The organism is Rhizobium sp. BK098 (assembly GCF_014193155.1).
Taxonomy (GTDB): Bacteria; Pseudomonadota; Alphaproteobacteria; order Rhizobiales; family Rhizobiaceae; genus Rhizobium.
On record NZ_JACHYY010000009.1, the window covers coordinates 182,624 to 197,430 of the forward strand.

Consider the following 14,807-nt stretch of genomic DNA (forward strand, 5'->3'; position numbering starts at 1 on the left):
GGCATCCTTTCGACAGACATCTGATCGAAGCACGATATAAGGCTGCTCTCGCCGAATTGGTATGGCGGGGGAGCGAACAAATTGAACGAGGACGGTCAGGCTTTGCGCCAGCCGAGCAGACCGGGCGTGGCATGCCAGAGCGCCTGCGCCGCAAAGCCCATGAAGAGGACGCCGGAGCAGCGCACGATCAACCGTTCATGCGCGCGATAAAAGCGCCGAACAGCGCCTGCTCCGATGATGCTGATAAGAATAATGTCGGCAGTTATGAAACCTGCAAAGGAAACCGCCAGCAGCAGCGGCAGGGCGCTGAAGGTCAGCGCGCCGGCAGAGCCCGCGACAAGCGCCGTGAAGGTCGCCAGTGCAACGGGATATCCCTTCGGATTGGTGACGCCGAAAATCAGTCCACGGCGGAAGGGCCGCTCGACATTGACGAGCGATTTGCCGTCCTCCTTCGGCTTGGCGGTCATCGCGCTCCAGCCGATCCAGGCAAGATAAAAACCGCATAGCAATCCCAGCAGATCGAAGACGAAGGTGCCGATGGTCTTTGCGCCGACGATGGCGACCAATGCAAGCGTGGACCAGACGAGATCACCAAACAGATGGCCGCTGACGAAGAATGCACCTGCCTTGCGCCCCTGTCCTGCACCGATGCCGAGCAGCGCCAGGAATGCAGGACCGGGAATGAGCACATAGAAAAGCGCCGCCAGAAAAGCGCCGACAACAAGCGATTGCGTCATGATGGATGGTTCCCGCTGTTAATCGCGCGAGAGTAGCAATCTGCTGAACCCGGTCAAGCAGCAGCGCGTTTTCGGACAGAAGTCGTTGTGTTCATAGGACGAAGTCAATAAGAACGTTGTGGGGCCTAAAAACTAAGAGCGTAGGTAGGGAAGCGCTTATGAGCAGCAGGATTAATACGGATTCACTTGCCTTTCTTGTGACCGACTGCGCCCGACTGATCAGGGCGGCCTTCGAGCGACGTATTCTTGTCGCCGGGCTCGGACTGACGGCGGGCGAAGCGCGGACGCTGATGCAGGTGGCTGCCATCAACGGTAGTCGCCAGCTTGACATCGCCTCCCGGATGGGGCTGGAGCCGATGACGGTCAGCGCCTTTCTGGACAAGCTGCAGGCGCGCGGCTTGATCGAACGCCAACCTGACCCGCTCGATCGTCGCGCCAAGCGAATCGTGCTTTCGGAATCCGCCGACGCCAAGCTGAAGCAGATCGACAGGGAAATCTGCGAAGTCGAGCGTAACGCGACGCAAGGCTTCGACAATGACCTTCAAGTTCAGCTGCATGACGCACTCTGCGCCTTCCGCGGCAATCTGCAGAAGGCCGAGGCACCTGTCGAAGTCGAACGTGAATTGAGGCCGGTCGATTAACTCCGGCCGCCACTTTCCACATAAGAAAGCCCGCCTCCGGCGACCGGAAGCGGGCCTTTCAGCATCTGGAAATGTCGATTATTTCGACAGGTTGCGCTTGGCGAGCGTGCGCAGGCGCAGCGCGTTCAACTTGATGAAGCCAGCCGCATCCTTCTGGTCATAGGCGCCCTGGTCGTCCTCGAAAGTCACGAGCTTGTCGGAATAGAGCGACTTCGGGCTTTCTCGGCCGATAACCATGACATTGCCCTTGTAGAGCTTCAGTGTCACTTCGCCTTCGACGTGCTCCTGGCTCTTGTCGATGAGAGCCTGCAGCATTTCGCGCTCCGGCGAGAACCAGAAGCCGTAATAGATCAGCTCGGCATAGCGGGGCATCAGCTCGTCCTTGAGGTGCGCAGCACCGCGGTCGAGCGTGATGGATTCGATGGCGCGGTGGGCTGCGAGCAGGATCGTGCCGCCGGGGGTCTCGTAGACGCCGCGCGACTTCATGCCAACGAAACGGTTCTCGACCAGATCGAGACGGCCGATGCCGTTGTCGCGGCCATACTCATTCAGCTTCGCAAGCAAGCTCGCCGGGCTCAGGCGTTCGCCATTGATCGAAACGGCGTCACCCTTTTCGAAGCCGACCCTGATGGTCGTCGCCTTGTCGGGAGCGGCTTCCGGCGAGATCGTGCGCATGTGCACATATTCAGGCGCTTCCTGGGCCGGATCTTCCAGGACCTTGCCTTCGGAAGAGGAGTGCAGCAGGTTGGCATCGACGGAGAAAGGCGCCTCGCCCTTCTTGTCCTTGGCGACCGGGATCTGGTGCTTCTCGGCGAATTCGAGCAGGTCGGTGCGGCTCTTGAACGACCAGTCCCGCCAGGGAGCGATGATCTTGATGTCCGGGTTCAGCGCATAGGCCGAAAGCTCGAAACGAACCTGGTCGTTGCCCTTACCGGTCGCGCCATGCGCGATGGCATCGGCGCCGGTCTTCCTTGCGATCTCGATCAGATGCTTGGAGATCAGCGGACGGGCGATCGAGGTGCCGAGCAGGTAGACGCCTTCATAGACGGCATTGGCGCGGAACATCGGGAAGACGAAATCGCGCACGAATTCCTCGCGCACGTCCTCGATATAGATTTCCTTGATGCCGAGCATTTCGGCCTTCTTGCGCGCCGGCTCCAGCTCTTCGCCCTGGCCGAGATCGGCGGTGAAGGTGACGACTTCGGCGCCAAGCTCCGTCTGCAGCCACTTCAGGATAATCGAGGTGTCGAGACCGCCGGAATAGGCGAGAACGACTTTCTTCACGTCTTTATGTGATGCCATGATGAGTTCCGTTTCAAGGCGGACCAGGGGAAAGGCCCGCAAACCTGTATCGCCGAACTTTTAGCGAGATTATCGTGAGGCGCAAGGGGAAGCGCTGCAACGGCGGCTTAAGCGGTTTGACTTGCCTCCCGAAAGTACCATATTCGGCGGCGACCGAACAATGCCTGAGGAGGATGCCGCTCGTGACCGATATTCAAGACATTTTCAAGAAATCCAATGTTGCCGTCATCACTGGAGGCGCTTCCGGCATCGGCTTTGCCGCAGCGAAATATTTCGCTTCGCTCGGCATGAGCGTCGTTATCGCCGATCTCGGCGGCGACCGCCTGGCCGAGGCGAGCGCTGAACTCAAGACGATCGCAGGCGAAGAGCATGTCATGGCCATCGAGACCGATGTCGCCAATAAAGACGCGCTGGAAGCGCTGGAACGCGCAGTCCTGCAGCGTTTCGGCCGCGTGCATGTCTTGATGAACAATGCCGGCATCGGCCCGGAGACCTCGATCTTCAGCGCCCAGGCCGGCTGGGATGCCATCCTTGGTGTCAACCTGCTCGGCGTCATCAACGGCACGCGCACCTTCGGACCCGGCATGCTGGCCCATGGTGAACCCGGCCTCATCATCAACACCGGCTCGAAGCAGGGCATCACCACGCCTCCCGGCAACCCCGCCTACAATGTCTCGAAGGCCGGCGTGAAAGTCTTCACCGAGGCGCTGCAGCACGAGCTGCGCAATACGGAAGGCGCGAAGATATCGGCTCACCTCCTCATTCCGGGCTTCGTCTTCACCGGCCTTACCAAGGGCGAGCGCAGGGAAAAACCCGCCGGCGCTTGGACGCCGGAGCAGACTATCGATTTCATGGTGGAAAGCCTGAAACGCGGCGATTTCTATATTCTCTGCCCCGATAATGACGTGGCTCGGCCGGTCGACGAACGCCGCATGCTCTGGGCCGCCGGCGATATCGTCGAGAACCGGCCGCCGCTGTCACGCTGGCACCCGGACTATGCCGATCAATTCAAGGCCTTCCTGGAAAAGAAGGATTGATTTGCAAGTCGCAAAAAGCCGGATAAGAGAAAACGCACCCCCATCCGGCTTTGGAGCATCCCATGGACTTCATACCCAGCCTGCCGACCCTCCTTGCCTTTTCGGCGGCAAGCCTTCTGCTGGCGATGACGCCCGGCCCCGACATGACGCTGTCGATCAGCCGCGCGCTGGCGCAGGGCAAGAAGGCGGCGCTTTTCGTCGTGCTTGGCACCACGCTCGGTGTTGTCGTCCACACCTGCCTCGTAGCCTTCGGCATCTCCGCGCTGATCACCGCCTCGCCTGTCGCCTTTACCGTCCTGAAGACCGGCGGTGCCGCCTATCTGCTCTGGCTCGCCATCCAGGCGATCCGCTTCGGCTCCAGCCTGTCGGTGAAGAAGGTCGATACCGCCGGCAGAACATCGCTTGCAAACATCTCCAACGGTTTCTGGGTCAACCTGCTGAATCCGAAGGTCATCATCTTTTTCATGACCTTTCTTCCGCAATTCGTCACCGCGGGCGATCCTGACGTCACACACAAGCTGCTCTTCCTGGGCCTCTTCTTCATCGTCATCGGCATGCCGGTGAACGCGCTCGTCGTTCTCGCCGCCGATGGCCTGTCGTCCTGGCTGCAAAGGAACCGTGGCGTAATGCGCGGCCTCGACTACGCCTTTGCCGGCGTCTTCTCGATCTTCGCGGTGAAGATCTTCTTCACTCAGGCTCGTTGAAAGTGGACCATTGGCCGGCAAACCGGCCGGCGATCCACCAATAGACGGTGGCGCTTGCAGCGCCGAGGAAGGCAAAGCAGACGGCGATAGTGATCAGATTGAGCGTCTGCGGCCGCTCCATACCGCCCGAAATCAGGACGGACGCGACCGCCGACAAGGTCGCGCCGAAAATTGCATAGCCATACCACCGACGCATGCCGCGCCATTCGAGAATGGGAATGACCACCAAGGACGGCAGGATACTGACGATCATCGCGACCTTGGTCAGAGCAATGGTCATGACGAAAAGCTCCGGCGCGGCAGTCTCCGGCACGGTCCATGCAGCAACGCAGGCCAGCACGAAGCCCATCAGAGCGCAAGCGGCGACATAGCCCCAAAGGAGGCGTATCGGCTTGCGCAGTCCAAGGAGCATCGATCTCAATCCTCGCCGTGATTGGCGATCATCATGGCCTCGAAAGCCAGTCGCTCCGTCTTGCGCATGCGCTCGGATTCCGATTTCAGCTGACCGCAGGCGGCGAGAATATCGCGGCCCCGCGGCGTGCGGATTGGCGAGGCGTAGCCGGCCGAATTGATGAAATCGGCGAACTTTTCGATCTGCTCCCAGTCGGAACACTGATAATTCGTGCCCGGCCAGGGGTTGAACGGGATCAAATTGATCTTGGCCGGAATGCCCTTCAGAAGCTGGATCAACCCCTTGGCATCTTCGAGGCTGTCGTTGACGCCCTTCAGCATCACATATTCGAAGGTGATGCGGCGCGCATTCGAAAGGCCGGGATAGGCACGGCAGGCGTCCATCAGCTCTTTCAGCGGATATTTCTTGTTGATCGGCACCAGCATGTCGCGCAGGTCATCGCGTACGGCATGCAGCGAGATTGCCAGCATGACGCCGATCTCGTCGCCGGTGCGATAGATTTCCGGCACGACACCCGAGGTCGAAAGCGTAATGCGGCGTTTGGAGAGCGACAGGCCATCGCCGTCGGAGGCAATCAGCAGCGCCGTTTTGACGCTGTCAAAATTATAGAGCGGCTCGCCCATGCCCATCATGACGATATTGCTGACCTTACGGCCCTCGGCCGGCATGATCGTGCCTTGCGGCGCTTCGCGGTCCGGGAAATCGCCGAGACGATCGCGCGCCAGAAGCAGCTGCGACAGGATCTCTTCCGCCGTCAGGTTGCGGACCAGGCGCTGCGTTCCGGTATGACAGAAGGAACAGGTGAGCGAACAGCCGACCTGGCTGGAAATGCAGAGCGTGCCGCGACCTTCCTCCGGAATATAGACGGCCTCGATCTCGACGGGGCGCCCTGCCCCGCGCGGCGGAAAGCGCAGCAGCCATTTGCGGGTGCCGTCGTTGGAGACCTGCTCCTCGACGATCTCGGGACGGGCGATGGTGAAATGCGTCTTCAGCATTTCGCGCATGTCCTTCGACACATTGGCCATGGCATCGAAATCGGATACGCCGCGCACGTAGATCCAGTTCCAGAGCTGGCTGACGCGCATCTTGATCTGCTTGTCGGCGACACCCTTTTCCTTGAGCGCCGCAGCCATTTCTTCGCGCGTCATGCCGATGAGCGACGGCTTCGGCGCAAGCTCGACGGGCTGCGATACGGGCATCGGCTTGAGCCTGGAGGGGGTTATGACATCGGTTGCGGACATAGGATCATTCCAACGGTTCACATCGGCGATGCCGCAAAAGCTGACGCAAGCTGCGGATGCGGGCAAGGCACGGAAATCTGAAGATTCATGCGGCGGCGGGGCAATCTATCTGCCGCACACCTATCGTTGGCGCGGCCTTTAGCATTAATTTCCGCCCGCGTCATCCCTTTACCTCGAAAGCATGAGACCAGCCTTCAAAAGCAAAAGGCCGGTCAGTAATGGCCGGCCTCATCCTTACGGTCACGGCGACGGGAAGATCACATTCGCGTGATCTCTCGGCCTTCGAACTATTTGCAGTTTTCGATCTGCTTCAGCGCAGCGCTGACACCCTTCAGCGAATAGGTGTAGGAAGTCGCGGTGCCCTTCTTCGAGGTCGCGGAAACCTTCAGCGAATGTCCGGACTTCAGTGCGGCAACCAATGCCGGCTCCTGCGCGGCGTTTTCAACCCACGCGGCCTTCTCCTTGGTGAACATGACGAAGGTCTTGTTGTCGATGGTGACATTGACCTTGGAGTTGTCCTTGAGGGGGTACCCCATCATCGCTTGCGGCTCATACGAGATGTTCTGGCCCGGGCGCTGCGACACGATGAAGAAATTGTCGCCATGATCGATGCCGGTTGCCGGCGCCTTGGCCGTCGGCACGGAAAGAACGTAGCAAACCTTGCCGCCGGCGGACTGGTAAGAGTAAGCGCCCCAGGCGTCGAACTGCTGAATGCGCGTCGGAGCTGCCGGCGATGCCGCCGCCGCCGCTGGTGCCTGCTGCGTCTGCTTCTGCTTCTTGGTCTGCGCGGACGCGATGCCGGTTCCGGCCAGAACGAGCGAGAGGGCGATTGCGAAGCTTTTTACAAACATGGTTTCCTGCCGATTTCTTGCGGTCCAGAGCTCATGGCGAATCGTTTGACGCACGCCTATGCTCGTGAGCTGCCTTATTTTGACTTTATTCAGGTTACCAAACCGTCAACGAAGAGCCGCCCGCCACTGGCTCCGTGTCATTTCAACCCAGGTATCGCACGAAGCTTGAAAGGCACAAGAAGGAATTGGAAAACCCGGATGGTGGAGTACCACCCAACAGATTCGATTTAAGACAGAAAGATTCAGGCAAGAATTTGACCTCGCTAAAATCAGGTCCCCCTCATAAAGCTCTGGAAAACTGAGAAGATTCGAACCGGTCAGGAAAAGCCGCCATTATGCCGTCTTCATGGCCTCGGGCTCGTTCTGCAGAGCCCGGTCGGCGGCATCATAATGCTCCTGGCGGATATGCCCCCTGATCATGCTGAACGCGAGCGTCAGCACCGCAACGTCGTCGGAATAGCCGATGACGGCAAAGAAATCGGGAATGATATCGACGGGCATGACGAAATAGCCGAGCGCGCCCAGCAATATGCCACGAACACGGGTCGGCGTCTGCGGGTCGAGCGCGCAATAGAATGCGGCCACGACATCGCGTGAAAACGGGATATGGCGAGCCGCCTTCCGCAAGGTCGGCCAGAATTTTCTGCGCACCGATTTCTCCTGCTCTTTTTGGGTCTCTTCGTCACCAGGCATCAGGATTTCCCCGTACTTGATGTCATCCATTCCATTCACCTCAATCGAGGCCCGTCGGCCGGACCGTGTAAACATATGGTGATCGCCTGGCGCGATTCAATCGATCCGGCGCGCGGCTGCCTTCTCCATCGCCTTCGCCAGCTTGACGTCATGATCGGTCAGGCCGCCGACGTCATGCGTCGTCAGTCTCACCTCGACTCGGGAATAGACGTTGAACCATTCCGGATGATGGTTGAATTTTTCCGCAGCAAGGGCTGCTTCCGTCATGAAGCCGAAGGCTTCGACGAAATTGCGAAACTTGAAGGTCTTCGAAATCGAAAGCCCATCGGCCGCAAGCGCCCAGCCGGAGAGCTCTGCAAGATTTTCATCGATTGCCGCCCGGTCCAGCTTGTCGTATTTCATGGCAAGTCACTCCTCTCTAAAGCAATTCCAGGAATTGTGCGTAGCGGTTTTCCTGGAATTGCGTAAAAGCTCTAGCGGTTGAACGATAGCATGGATCGTCACAGGGTTCTTTTCGTCTGCGCGGGCAATATCTGCCGCTCGCCCCTTGCTGAAGGTATATTCAGGCATCTGGCTGATGAGGCCGGGCGTGGTGGTGAGTTCGAGATTGATTCAGCCGGTACCGGCGGCTGGCATCAGGGAGAACGCCCGGATCGCCGCTCGGTTGCGGTCGCCGCCGGCCACGGAATCGATATTTCAGCCCAGCGCGCCCGCCGCATCGAACCGGCCGATTTCAGCCGGTTCAATCTTATCCTGGCAATGGATCAAGACAATTTGAAGAACTTGCGCAAGACAGCGCCCGCCGATTCCCTCGGCAAACTGCATCTCTTCAATGTCCTTACGCTTGGCAGCAACAAGGACATCCCTGATCCCTACTACGGCGACCGCGAAGATTTCGAAGTCGTCTACACCATGCTCTTGGCAGGCTGCAGCGCGCTGTTGCCCAAAGTTGGGAACGCGCTGCGGGCCTCATGAAGCGGGAATATCTCTTCGGTGAGATAAGGACCGCCGCCGACAGATTCGCGCGAGGACAGAAGCACGAAGCGCCCGACCGTGAAGGGCTGTGTGTAAAAATTGCCGCGGCCGGAGAGATAGTGCACGACATCGTCGACCCGCGAGGACTTCAGCCTGGCGAGCGTCACATGCGGCGTGAACTTGCGTGGATCCGGCTGCAGGCCGATCCGCTGGCAGATGCGCTCGATCTCGCCTTGCAGCGCGAACATATCCGGTGTCTGCGAGACCCCGGCCCAAACCGAATGCGGTTTTTTGGAGCCGAAGGAACCGATGCCCTCCAGCCGAAGCTGGAATTCAGGTCGATCTATCCGGTCCAGACGATCGACGATCTCATCCGCCGTGCGGCCATCGACATCGCCGATGAAGCGCAAGGTGATATGATAATTTTCAACGTCGATCCACCTGGCTCCCGGGAGACCACCGCGCAACAATGACAGGCTCATGGCCGCATTGCGCGGAATTTCGAGGGCGGTAAAAAGTCTCGGCATGACGAGCACTCCCCGAATCTCTTGCAGGTACAGGTAGGGAATCACGCATTTGCAGTCGGTGCAAGCATCTATTTCGCACCTGCGTCAATCATCCCTACAAAACTCATAACATCAGGCAACATATGCTCGACCATCACATCGACCCCCTTGGGGTTCGGATGCATCCCGTCCGAAAGCTGCAAATCCGCATGGGTGGCAACGCCATCGAGGAAGAACGGATAGAGCGAAAGCTGATATTTGTCGGCCAGCCGCTTGTAGATCGGGTTGAATTTATCGGCGTAGTCGCCACCCATGTTCGGCGGCGCCAGCATACCGACCAAGAAGATCGGGATATTCCTGCCCTTCAATCGCTCGATCATCGTCTCGAGGTTCTTTTCCGTCTGTTCCGGCGGAATGCCGCGCAGTGCGTCGTTGGCGCCAAGCTCCAGGATCACGCCATCAGTGCCATCGGGCACCGACCAGTCGATGCGCGAGAGGCCGCCTGAGGTCGTATCGCCCGAAACGCCGGCATCGGCGACGGCGATATCGAGCCCTTTGGCCTTCAGCGCCGCCTCAAGCTTCGCGGGAAAGCCGTCGCCCGGCGGCAGCTGATAGCCCGCCATCAGGCTGTCACCGAAGCCGACCAACTGGATCGTCCGTGCATTGGCAGAATGAACCGCGCCAAACAAAAGACCGAAAGTGATGACAGCGAAGTGAAGCGCGGCAACTTTAAAACCCATGATTAATTCCCTAAATTCGCTGCTCGGGCCAAATCGCGCCCGCCATTGTCTCTGATGTTCTCTGATATATAGGGCGTTCGCATTGGCAAAAACCATCATCGAGCTGAAGAAGGCGGATTTGACGCTCGGCAATGCCGCCGCATCAGTCCATGTGCTGAAGGGCATTGACCTCACCATCATGGAGGGTGAATCGGTGGGCATCGTCGGCCCGTCCGGCTCCGGCAAGTCCACTCTGCTGATGGTGCTGGCCGGCCTCGAAAAGCTCGACAGCGGCGAACTTCTGATCCGCGACACGCCGCTGCATAGCCTGAGCGAAGATCGGATCGCAGATTTCCGCGGTCGCAACATCGGCATCGTTTTCCAATCCTTCCACCTGATCGCCAACATGACAGCGCTGGAAAATGTCGCCGTGCCGCTGGAACTTGCCAACGTCCGCGATGCCTTCGATATCGCCAGGCGGGAGCTGGAAGCGGTGGGGCTGGGCGAAAGGCTCACGCACTATCCCGGCCAGCTTTCGGGCGGTGAACAGCAGCGTGTGGCGATCGCCCGCGCGCTGGCGCCTTCGCCCGCCGTCCTGATCGCCGACGAACCGACGGGCAATCTCGATACCGATACCGGCCGGCAGATCGCCGACCTGCTCTTCGCCCAGCAGGCCGAGCGCGGCACGACCATGCTGCTGGTCACCCACGATCCTGCGCTTGCTGCCCGCTGCTCGCGGCAGATCCGCGTCCGTTCCGGCGAAATCGAGAACGACAGCATGCGCACGCGCACCAACCAGGCAGCCATTGCATGAGCGCGGCGGGACTGCGCCTGCCCCTCGCCTTCCGCCTTGCCATGCGCGAACTGCGCGGCGGCCTTGGCGGCTTCTACATCTTCCTCGCCTGCATCGCGCTCGGCACCGGCGCGATCGCTGCGGTCAATTCCGTTTCCCGTTCGATCACTGACGCGATTTCGACGCAGGGACAATCGCTGCTATCAGGCGACGCTCGTTTTGAACTGCGCAATCGCGAGGCGACGCCGGAAGAATTCACCTACCTTCAAAGCTTAGGCAAAGTTTCGCGCTCCACCGGCCTGCGCTCCATGGCGAGGCTGCCCGATGGCTCGGACCAAGCGCTGGTCGAGGTGAAGGCGGTCGACGATGCCTATCCGCTCTACGGCACCTTCCAGGCCGATCCCGATCAGCCCTTGTCGACGCTGCTTGCCGCCAAGGACGGTGCCTATGGCGCCATCGTGGCACCGCTGCTGCTCGAACGGCTGAACCTCAAGGTCGGCGGCGATCTGCTGCTCGGTAACACCAGGCTGCGCATCACCGGCACCATCGCCAATGAACCGGACGCCGTCTCCGAAGGCTTCGGCTTCGCGCCACGTCTGCTCACCAGCCGCGACGCCCTGATTGCTTCCGGCCTGATCACCACGGGCAGTCTGGTCGAGCACTCCTACAAGATCCGCATGGACAACCCCGCGGCCGGCATCCGCAATCTCACTGACCGCGCCAACGCCGCCTTCCCGCAAGCCGGCTGGTCGATCCGCAGCAGTGATCGCGCTGCTCCCCAGCTCGCCGACAATGTCACGCGTTTCTCGCAATTCCTGACGCTGGTCGGCTTGGCCGCCTTGATCGTCGGCGGCGTCGGCGTTGCCAATGCCGTACGCGCCTTCCTCGATTCGAAGCGCACGACCATCGCCACCTTCAAATGCCTGGGCGCGCCGGCCTTCGTCGTTGTGCTGATCTATCTCATCCAGATCGCCGTCATTGCGCTTGCCGGCATAGCAATTGGCCTCGTCCTCGGCGCCATCGCGCCGATGATTGCGTCGCAATTCATGGCGGAATTCCTGCCGATTTCCACCGCTCCGCGGCTTTATCCCGGCGCGCTGACGCTCGCTGCCGTCTTCGGCCTGCTGACGACGTTGGCCTTCGCCATTCCGCCGCTCGGCCATGCCCGCGAGGTACCGGCAACGGCGCTGTTTCGCGAGCAGGGATTCGGAGCGCGCCGCCTGCCCGGCTGGCCCTATCTGCTCGCCGCCGGTGTGCTGATGGCAGCACTTGCTGCCTTGGCGATCGTCACCGCCTATGATCGCTTCGTCGCGATCGTCTTCGTCGTTTCGATTGCCGCCGCCTTCGTAGTGCTGCGCGCCGTTGCCGCCGTGCTTTCCTGGCTTGCCCGCCGCAGCCCGCGCGTGCGCTCGCCCGCACTGCGCCTGGCGATCGGTAATATCCACCGACCAGGCGCGCTCACCTCCTCCGTCGTGCTATCGCTCGGCCTCGGGCTGGCGCTGTTGGTGACCCTGACGTTGATCGACGGCAATATGCGCCGTGAATTGATGGGCCGCATGAGCGAGCAGGCGCCGAATTTCTTCTTCGTCGACATTCAGGGGCCGGAGCTGGAAGGCTTTCGCAAGATCGTGCTCGACATCGACCCCAAGGGCAAGCTCGTCGAGGCGCCGATGCTGCGCGGCCGGATCGTCGCCTTCAACGGCGAGGATGTCACCAAGATGAAGGTGCCGGCAGCAGGCCAATGGGTCCTGCGCGGCGACCGCGGCATCACCTATGCCGATACGGTGCCCGAAAACGCTTCGGTCACCGAAGGCAAGTGGTGGGACAAGGATTATAGCGGCGAACCGTTGGTCTCCTTCTCCGAAGAGGAAGGCAAGGCGCTCGGCCTGAAGCTCGGCGACAAGGTCACCGTCAATGTGCTCGGCCGCAACATCACCGCCAAGATCGCCAGTTTCCGCAAGGTTCAATGGCAGTCGCTGTCGATCAATTTCGTGATGATCTTCTCGCCCAATACCTTCAGGGGCGCCCCGCACGCCTGGCTCGCCACCCTGACCGACACATCAGCCACTTCGGAACAGGAAGCAGCTATCCTGAGGAAAGTCACGAATACCTACCCGACCATAACAAGCGTCCGCGTCAAGGATGCTCTCGATGTCGTCAACACGCTTGTGGGACAACTCGCGACGGCCATTCGTTCCGCCGCATCTGTCGCGCTCATCGCGTCAGTGCTGGTGCTGGCCGGTGCGCTCGCCGCCGGCAACCGCGCCCGCACGCACGATGCCGTCATCCTCAAGACGCTCGGCGCAACGCGCGCAACATTGATCCGTGCCTTCAGCTACGAATACCTGATCCTGGGCGCGGCAACCGCCGTCTTCGCCTTGATCGCGGGGGCTGCCTCCGCCTGGTATATCGTCAGCCGCATCATGCACCTGCCCTCGGCCTTCCTGCCCGACGTTGCCCTCTCCACGCTGATTATTGCCCTGATTTTGACGGTCGGTATCGGCCTGATCGGTACTTGGCGGATTCTCGGGCAGAAAGCAGCGCCCGTTCTGCGCGAACTCTGATTCGTCTTTGCGCATTAACCGAACGCGATGAATCGGTGCGATATTACGCCGATTTAACATGGGGCCGACCGCTAGACCCTTGTCTACAAGGCCCGAAAGCCTCATATTCTGTGCAGGCATGCTGAGCTCCGCAGCGGCGCCTGGGCCTTGAAAGACCCGACACCGTAATCAAATCGGAGCTTGAAAGAGGAAAACATGGCTGACTTTCGCAATTACCAAAACCGGGCGCAGAGCGGTGCGCAATCCGGTGCGATGATAGACGAGGGCCTTCGAGCCTATATGCTCAAGGTCTATAACCTGATGGCGCTGGGTCTGGCGATCACGGGTGTTGCCGCCTATCTCTCCTTCTCGCTCGCTTTCGCAAACGGACAGATCACGGCCTTCGGCCAGGCGATCTATCTCAGCCCGCTGAAGTGGGTGGTCATTCTCGCCCCGCTGGCAATGGTCTTCTTCCTGAGCTTCAGGATCAACCGCATGAGTGTGGCCGCCGCGACGACGACCTTCTGGGTCTACGCCGCGCTGGTGGGCCTGTCGCTATCATCGATCTTCATCATCTACACCGGCCAGAGCGTCGTGCAGACCTTCTTCGTGACCGCCGCCTCCTTCGGCGCGCTGTCGCTCTACGGCTACACGACCAAGCGTGACCTGTCGGCGATGGGTTCGTTCCTGATGATGGGCCTCTTCGGCCTGATCATCGCGACGCTCGTCAACATCTTCCTGGCTTCGTCCGCCCTGCAGTTCGCCATCTCCGTGATCGGCGTCCTTATCTTCGCAGGCCTCACCGCTTACGATACGCAGCGGATCAAGGAAATGTACTACACCGCCGACGATGCGACGGTGGCCGGCCGCAAGGCGATCATGGGCGCCCTGTCGCTCTACCTCGACTTCATCAACCTGTTCATGTTCCTGCTGCAATTCATGGGCAACCGCCGTTAATCGCAAGGCATGAATGAGATACGAAAAGGCGGCTTCGGCCGCCTTTTTTATTTGCTCGGGCGCACGCCCTGCGATTTGATAGCGCCCGTCACAAATCCGCAGATCAGGCAATAGAAGCAATGTCCGTCAGCCTCCGCAGTGCAACCTCAGACGACCTTCCCCTTATCACCGCCATCTACAGAGATTCCGTCCTCAACGGCACGGCAAGCTACGAAATCACGCCGCCGGGCCAGGAGGAAATGACGACCAGGTTCGAGGCGATACGTGACAAGGGTTATCCCTATCTAGTCGCGGAAGACGATGCCGGCGCGTTCCTCGGCTATGCCTACGCCTCATCCTTCCGCACGCGGCCGGCCTATCGTTGGATGGTGGAGGACTCGATCTATCTGGCGCCGGAGGCTCGAGGGCGCGGCATCGGCCGGTTGCTGCTCGATGCGCTCGTCGAAAGCTGCCAGACGCTTGGCTTCCGCCAGATGATCGCCGTCATCGGCGGCGCCCATCCCGCCTCCGTCGCCGTACACCGCGCCGCAGGCTTCACCGAAACCGGCCTGTTGAAAGGCACCGGCTACAAGCATGGCCGGTGGCTGGATACGATGCTGATGCAGAAGGCGCTCGGACACGGCGCGGAAACCGATCCGGATCCTTCGGTTTATCCGGGGACATTGTTTGGGGGATAGTATCTGACCCGCCAGTCTG

General features: G+C 60.2%; 17 protein-coding genes. 8 read left to right on the forward strand and 9 right to left on the reverse strand.

What is annotated here, in order from left to right:
- Positions 1-95 precede the first annotated feature (95 nt).
- The gene (locus tag FHT73_RS22515) at positions 96-737 is read right to left on the reverse strand and encodes a LysE family translocator (protein ID WP_183714954.1); all 642 of its coding nucleotides are present in this window, start codon (positions 735-737) and stop codon (positions 96-98) included.
- A gap of 158 nt (positions 738-895) precedes the next feature.
- Between FHT73_RS22515 and FHT73_RS22520 the strand changes: the two genes are divergently transcribed.
- A complete protein-coding gene (locus tag FHT73_RS22520; RefSeq protein WP_183714956.1) occupies positions 896-1,378 on the forward strand; it encodes a MarR family winged helix-turn-helix transcriptional regulator in 483 nt (160 codons plus the stop codon).
- 78 nt (positions 1,379-1,456) lie between these two features.
- On the opposite strand, the gene FHT73_RS22525 is transcribed toward FHT73_RS22520, so the two are convergent.
- Entirely contained in the window at positions 1,457-2,680 is a 1,224-nt protein-coding gene (locus FHT73_RS22525) for an argininosuccinate synthase (protein WP_183714957.1), read from the reverse strand.
- Positions 2,681-2,862: 182 nt separating this feature from the next.
- Here FHT73_RS22525 and FHT73_RS22530 point away from each other — a divergent pair, with 182 nt between their 5' ends.
- Together FHT73_RS22530 and FHT73_RS22535 are read left to right on the forward strand one after the other, a co-directional pair.
- On the forward strand, positions 2,863-3,717 hold the full coding sequence (locus FHT73_RS22530) for an SDR family NAD(P)-dependent oxidoreductase (RefSeq protein ID WP_183714959.1): 855 nt from the start codon (positions 2,863-2,865) through the stop codon (positions 3,715-3,717).
- A gap of 62 nt (positions 3,718-3,779) precedes the next feature.
- Positions 3,780-4,421: a LysE family translocator gene (locus FHT73_RS22535; protein ID WP_183714961.1), complete on the forward strand. Its 642-nt coding sequence runs from the start codon at positions 3,780-3,782 to the stop codon at positions 4,419-4,421.
- On the opposite strand, the gene FHT73_RS22540 is transcribed toward FHT73_RS22535, so the two are convergent.
- From FHT73_RS22540 to FHT73_RS22560, 5 genes are all read right to left on the reverse strand, one after another.
- Positions 4,405-4,833 (reverse strand): hypothetical protein, encoded by a 429-nt coding sequence (locus FHT73_RS22540; RefSeq protein ID WP_112607859.1) that lies wholly within the window; start codon positions 4,831-4,833, stop codon positions 4,405-4,407. The genes FHT73_RS22535 and FHT73_RS22540 overlap by 17 nt on opposite strands.
- Before the next feature lie 5 nt (positions 4,834-4,838).
- Positions 4,839-6,074 (reverse strand): 23S rRNA (adenine(2503)-C(2))-methyltransferase RlmN, encoded by a 1,236-nt coding sequence (gene rlmN, locus FHT73_RS22545; RefSeq protein WP_112607861.1) that lies wholly within the window; start codon positions 6,072-6,074, stop codon positions 4,839-4,841.
- Between the two features lie 287 nt (positions 6,075-6,361).
- Positions 6,362-6,925 carry an invasion associated locus B family protein gene (locus FHT73_RS22550; RefSeq protein WP_112336334.1) on the reverse strand — a complete coding sequence of 188 codons (564 nt, stop codon included), beginning with the start codon at positions 6,923-6,925 and terminating at the stop codon, positions 6,362-6,364.
- 333 nt (positions 6,926-7,258) lie between these two features.
- The gene (locus FHT73_RS22555; RefSeq protein WP_112336333.1) at positions 7,259-7,648 is read right to left on the reverse strand and encodes a YkvA family protein; all 390 of its coding nucleotides are present in this window, start codon (positions 7,646-7,648) and stop codon (positions 7,259-7,261) included.
- A 66-nt stretch (positions 7,649-7,714) separates the two neighbouring features.
- On the reverse strand, positions 7,715-8,020 hold the full coding sequence (locus FHT73_RS22560; RefSeq protein WP_112336332.1) for a 4a-hydroxytetrahydrobiopterin dehydratase: 306 nt from the start codon (positions 8,018-8,020) through the stop codon (positions 7,715-7,717).
- A 90-nt stretch (positions 8,021-8,110) separates the two neighbouring features.
- Between FHT73_RS22560 and FHT73_RS22565 the strand changes: the two genes are divergently transcribed.
- On the forward strand, positions 8,111-8,593 hold the full coding sequence (locus FHT73_RS22565; RefSeq protein WP_183714963.1) for a low molecular weight protein-tyrosine-phosphatase: 483 nt from the start codon (positions 8,111-8,113) through the stop codon (positions 8,591-8,593).
- On the opposite strand, the gene thpR is transcribed toward FHT73_RS22565, so the two are convergent.
- Positions 8,524-9,120: an RNA 2',3'-cyclic phosphodiesterase gene (thpR, locus tag FHT73_RS22570; RefSeq protein WP_112398326.1), complete on the reverse strand. Its 597-nt coding sequence runs from the start codon at positions 9,118-9,120 to the stop codon at positions 8,524-8,526. The genes FHT73_RS22565 and thpR overlap by 70 nt on opposite strands.
- Before the next feature lie 68 nt (positions 9,121-9,188).
- Positions 9,189-9,839 (reverse strand): arylesterase, encoded by a 651-nt coding sequence (locus FHT73_RS22575; protein ID WP_112607867.1) that lies wholly within the window; start codon positions 9,837-9,839, stop codon positions 9,189-9,191.
- Between the two features lie 82 nt (positions 9,840-9,921).
- Between FHT73_RS22575 and FHT73_RS22580 the strand changes: the two genes are divergently transcribed.
- From FHT73_RS22580 to FHT73_RS22595, 4 genes are all read left to right on the forward strand, one after another.
- Entirely contained in the window at positions 9,922-10,632 is a 711-nt protein-coding gene (locus tag FHT73_RS22580; RefSeq protein ID WP_112607869.1) for an ABC transporter ATP-binding protein, read from the forward strand.
- Positions 10,629-13,175, forward strand: coding sequence for an ABC transporter permease (locus tag FHT73_RS22585; RefSeq protein ID WP_183714965.1), 2,547 nt, complete (start codon positions 10,629-10,631; stop codon positions 13,173-13,175). The genes FHT73_RS22580 and FHT73_RS22585 overlap by 4 nt, the downstream gene beginning before the upstream one ends.
- A gap of 195 nt (positions 13,176-13,370) precedes the next feature.
- Entirely contained in the window at positions 13,371-14,111 is a 741-nt protein-coding gene (locus FHT73_RS22590) for a Bax inhibitor-1/YccA family protein (protein WP_075853634.1), read from the forward strand.
- Positions 14,112-14,230: 119 nt separating this feature from the next.
- Entirely contained in the window at positions 14,231-14,788 is a 558-nt protein-coding gene (locus FHT73_RS22595; RefSeq protein ID WP_183714967.1) for a GNAT family N-acetyltransferase, read from the forward strand.
- Positions 14,789-14,807: the final 19 nt, after the last annotated feature.

What these genes read in the sequence shown, in the direction of transcription:
- FHT73_RS22515 (WP_183714954.1), bottom strand. Translation starts at nt 737, where the DNA reads ATGACGCAATCGCTTGTTGTCGGCGCTTTTCTGGCGGCGCTTTTCTAT.
- FHT73_RS22520 (WP_183714956.1), top strand. Translation starts at nt 896, where the DNA reads ATGAGCAGCAGGATTAATACGGATTCACTTGCCTTTCTTGTGACCGAC.
- FHT73_RS22525 (WP_183714957.1), bottom strand. Translation starts at nt 2,680, where the DNA reads ATGGCATCACATAAAGACGTGAAGAAAGTCGTTCTCGCCTATTCCGGC.
- FHT73_RS22535 (WP_183714961.1), top strand. Translation starts at nt 3,780, where the DNA reads ATGGACTTCATACCCAGCCTGCCGACCCTCCTTGCCTTTTCGGCGGCA.
- FHT73_RS22540 (WP_112607859.1), bottom strand. Translation starts at nt 4,833, where the DNA reads ATGCTCCTTGGACTGCGCAAGCCGATACGCCTCCTTTGGGGCTATGTC.
- rlmN (WP_112607861.1), bottom strand. Translation starts at nt 6,074, where the DNA reads ATGTCCGCAACCGATGTCATAACCCCCTCCAGGCTCAAGCCGATGCCC.
- FHT73_RS22550 (WP_112336334.1), bottom strand. Translation starts at nt 6,925, where the DNA reads ATGTTTGTAAAAAGCTTCGCAATCGCCCTCTCGCTCGTTCTGGCCGGA.
- FHT73_RS22555 (WP_112336333.1), bottom strand. Translation starts at nt 7,648, where the DNA reads ATGGATGACATCAAGTACGGGGAAATCCTGATGCCTGGTGACGAAGAG.
- FHT73_RS22560 (WP_112336332.1), bottom strand. Translation starts at nt 8,020, where the DNA reads ATGAAATACGACAAGCTGGACCGGGCGGCAATCGATGAAAATCTTGCA.
- FHT73_RS22565 (WP_183714963.1), top strand. Translation starts at nt 8,111, where the DNA reads ATGGATCGTCACAGGGTTCTTTTCGTCTGCGCGGGCAATATCTGCCGC.
- thpR (WP_112398326.1), bottom strand. Translation starts at nt 9,120, where the DNA reads ATGCCGAGACTTTTTACCGCCCTCGAAATTCCGCGCAATGCGGCCATG.
- FHT73_RS22575 (WP_112607867.1), bottom strand. Translation starts at nt 9,839, where the DNA reads ATGGGTTTTAAAGTTGCCGCGCTTCACTTCGCTGTCATCACTTTCGGT.
- FHT73_RS22585 (WP_183714965.1), top strand. Translation starts at nt 10,629, where the DNA reads ATGAGCGCGGCGGGACTGCGCCTGCCCCTCGCCTTCCGCCTTGCCATG.
- FHT73_RS22590 (WP_075853634.1), top strand. Translation starts at nt 13,371, where the DNA reads ATGGCTGACTTTCGCAATTACCAAAACCGGGCGCAGAGCGGTGCGCAA.
- FHT73_RS22595 (WP_183714967.1), top strand. Translation starts at nt 14,231, where the DNA reads ATGTCCGTCAGCCTCCGCAGTGCAACCTCAGACGACCTTCCCCTTATC.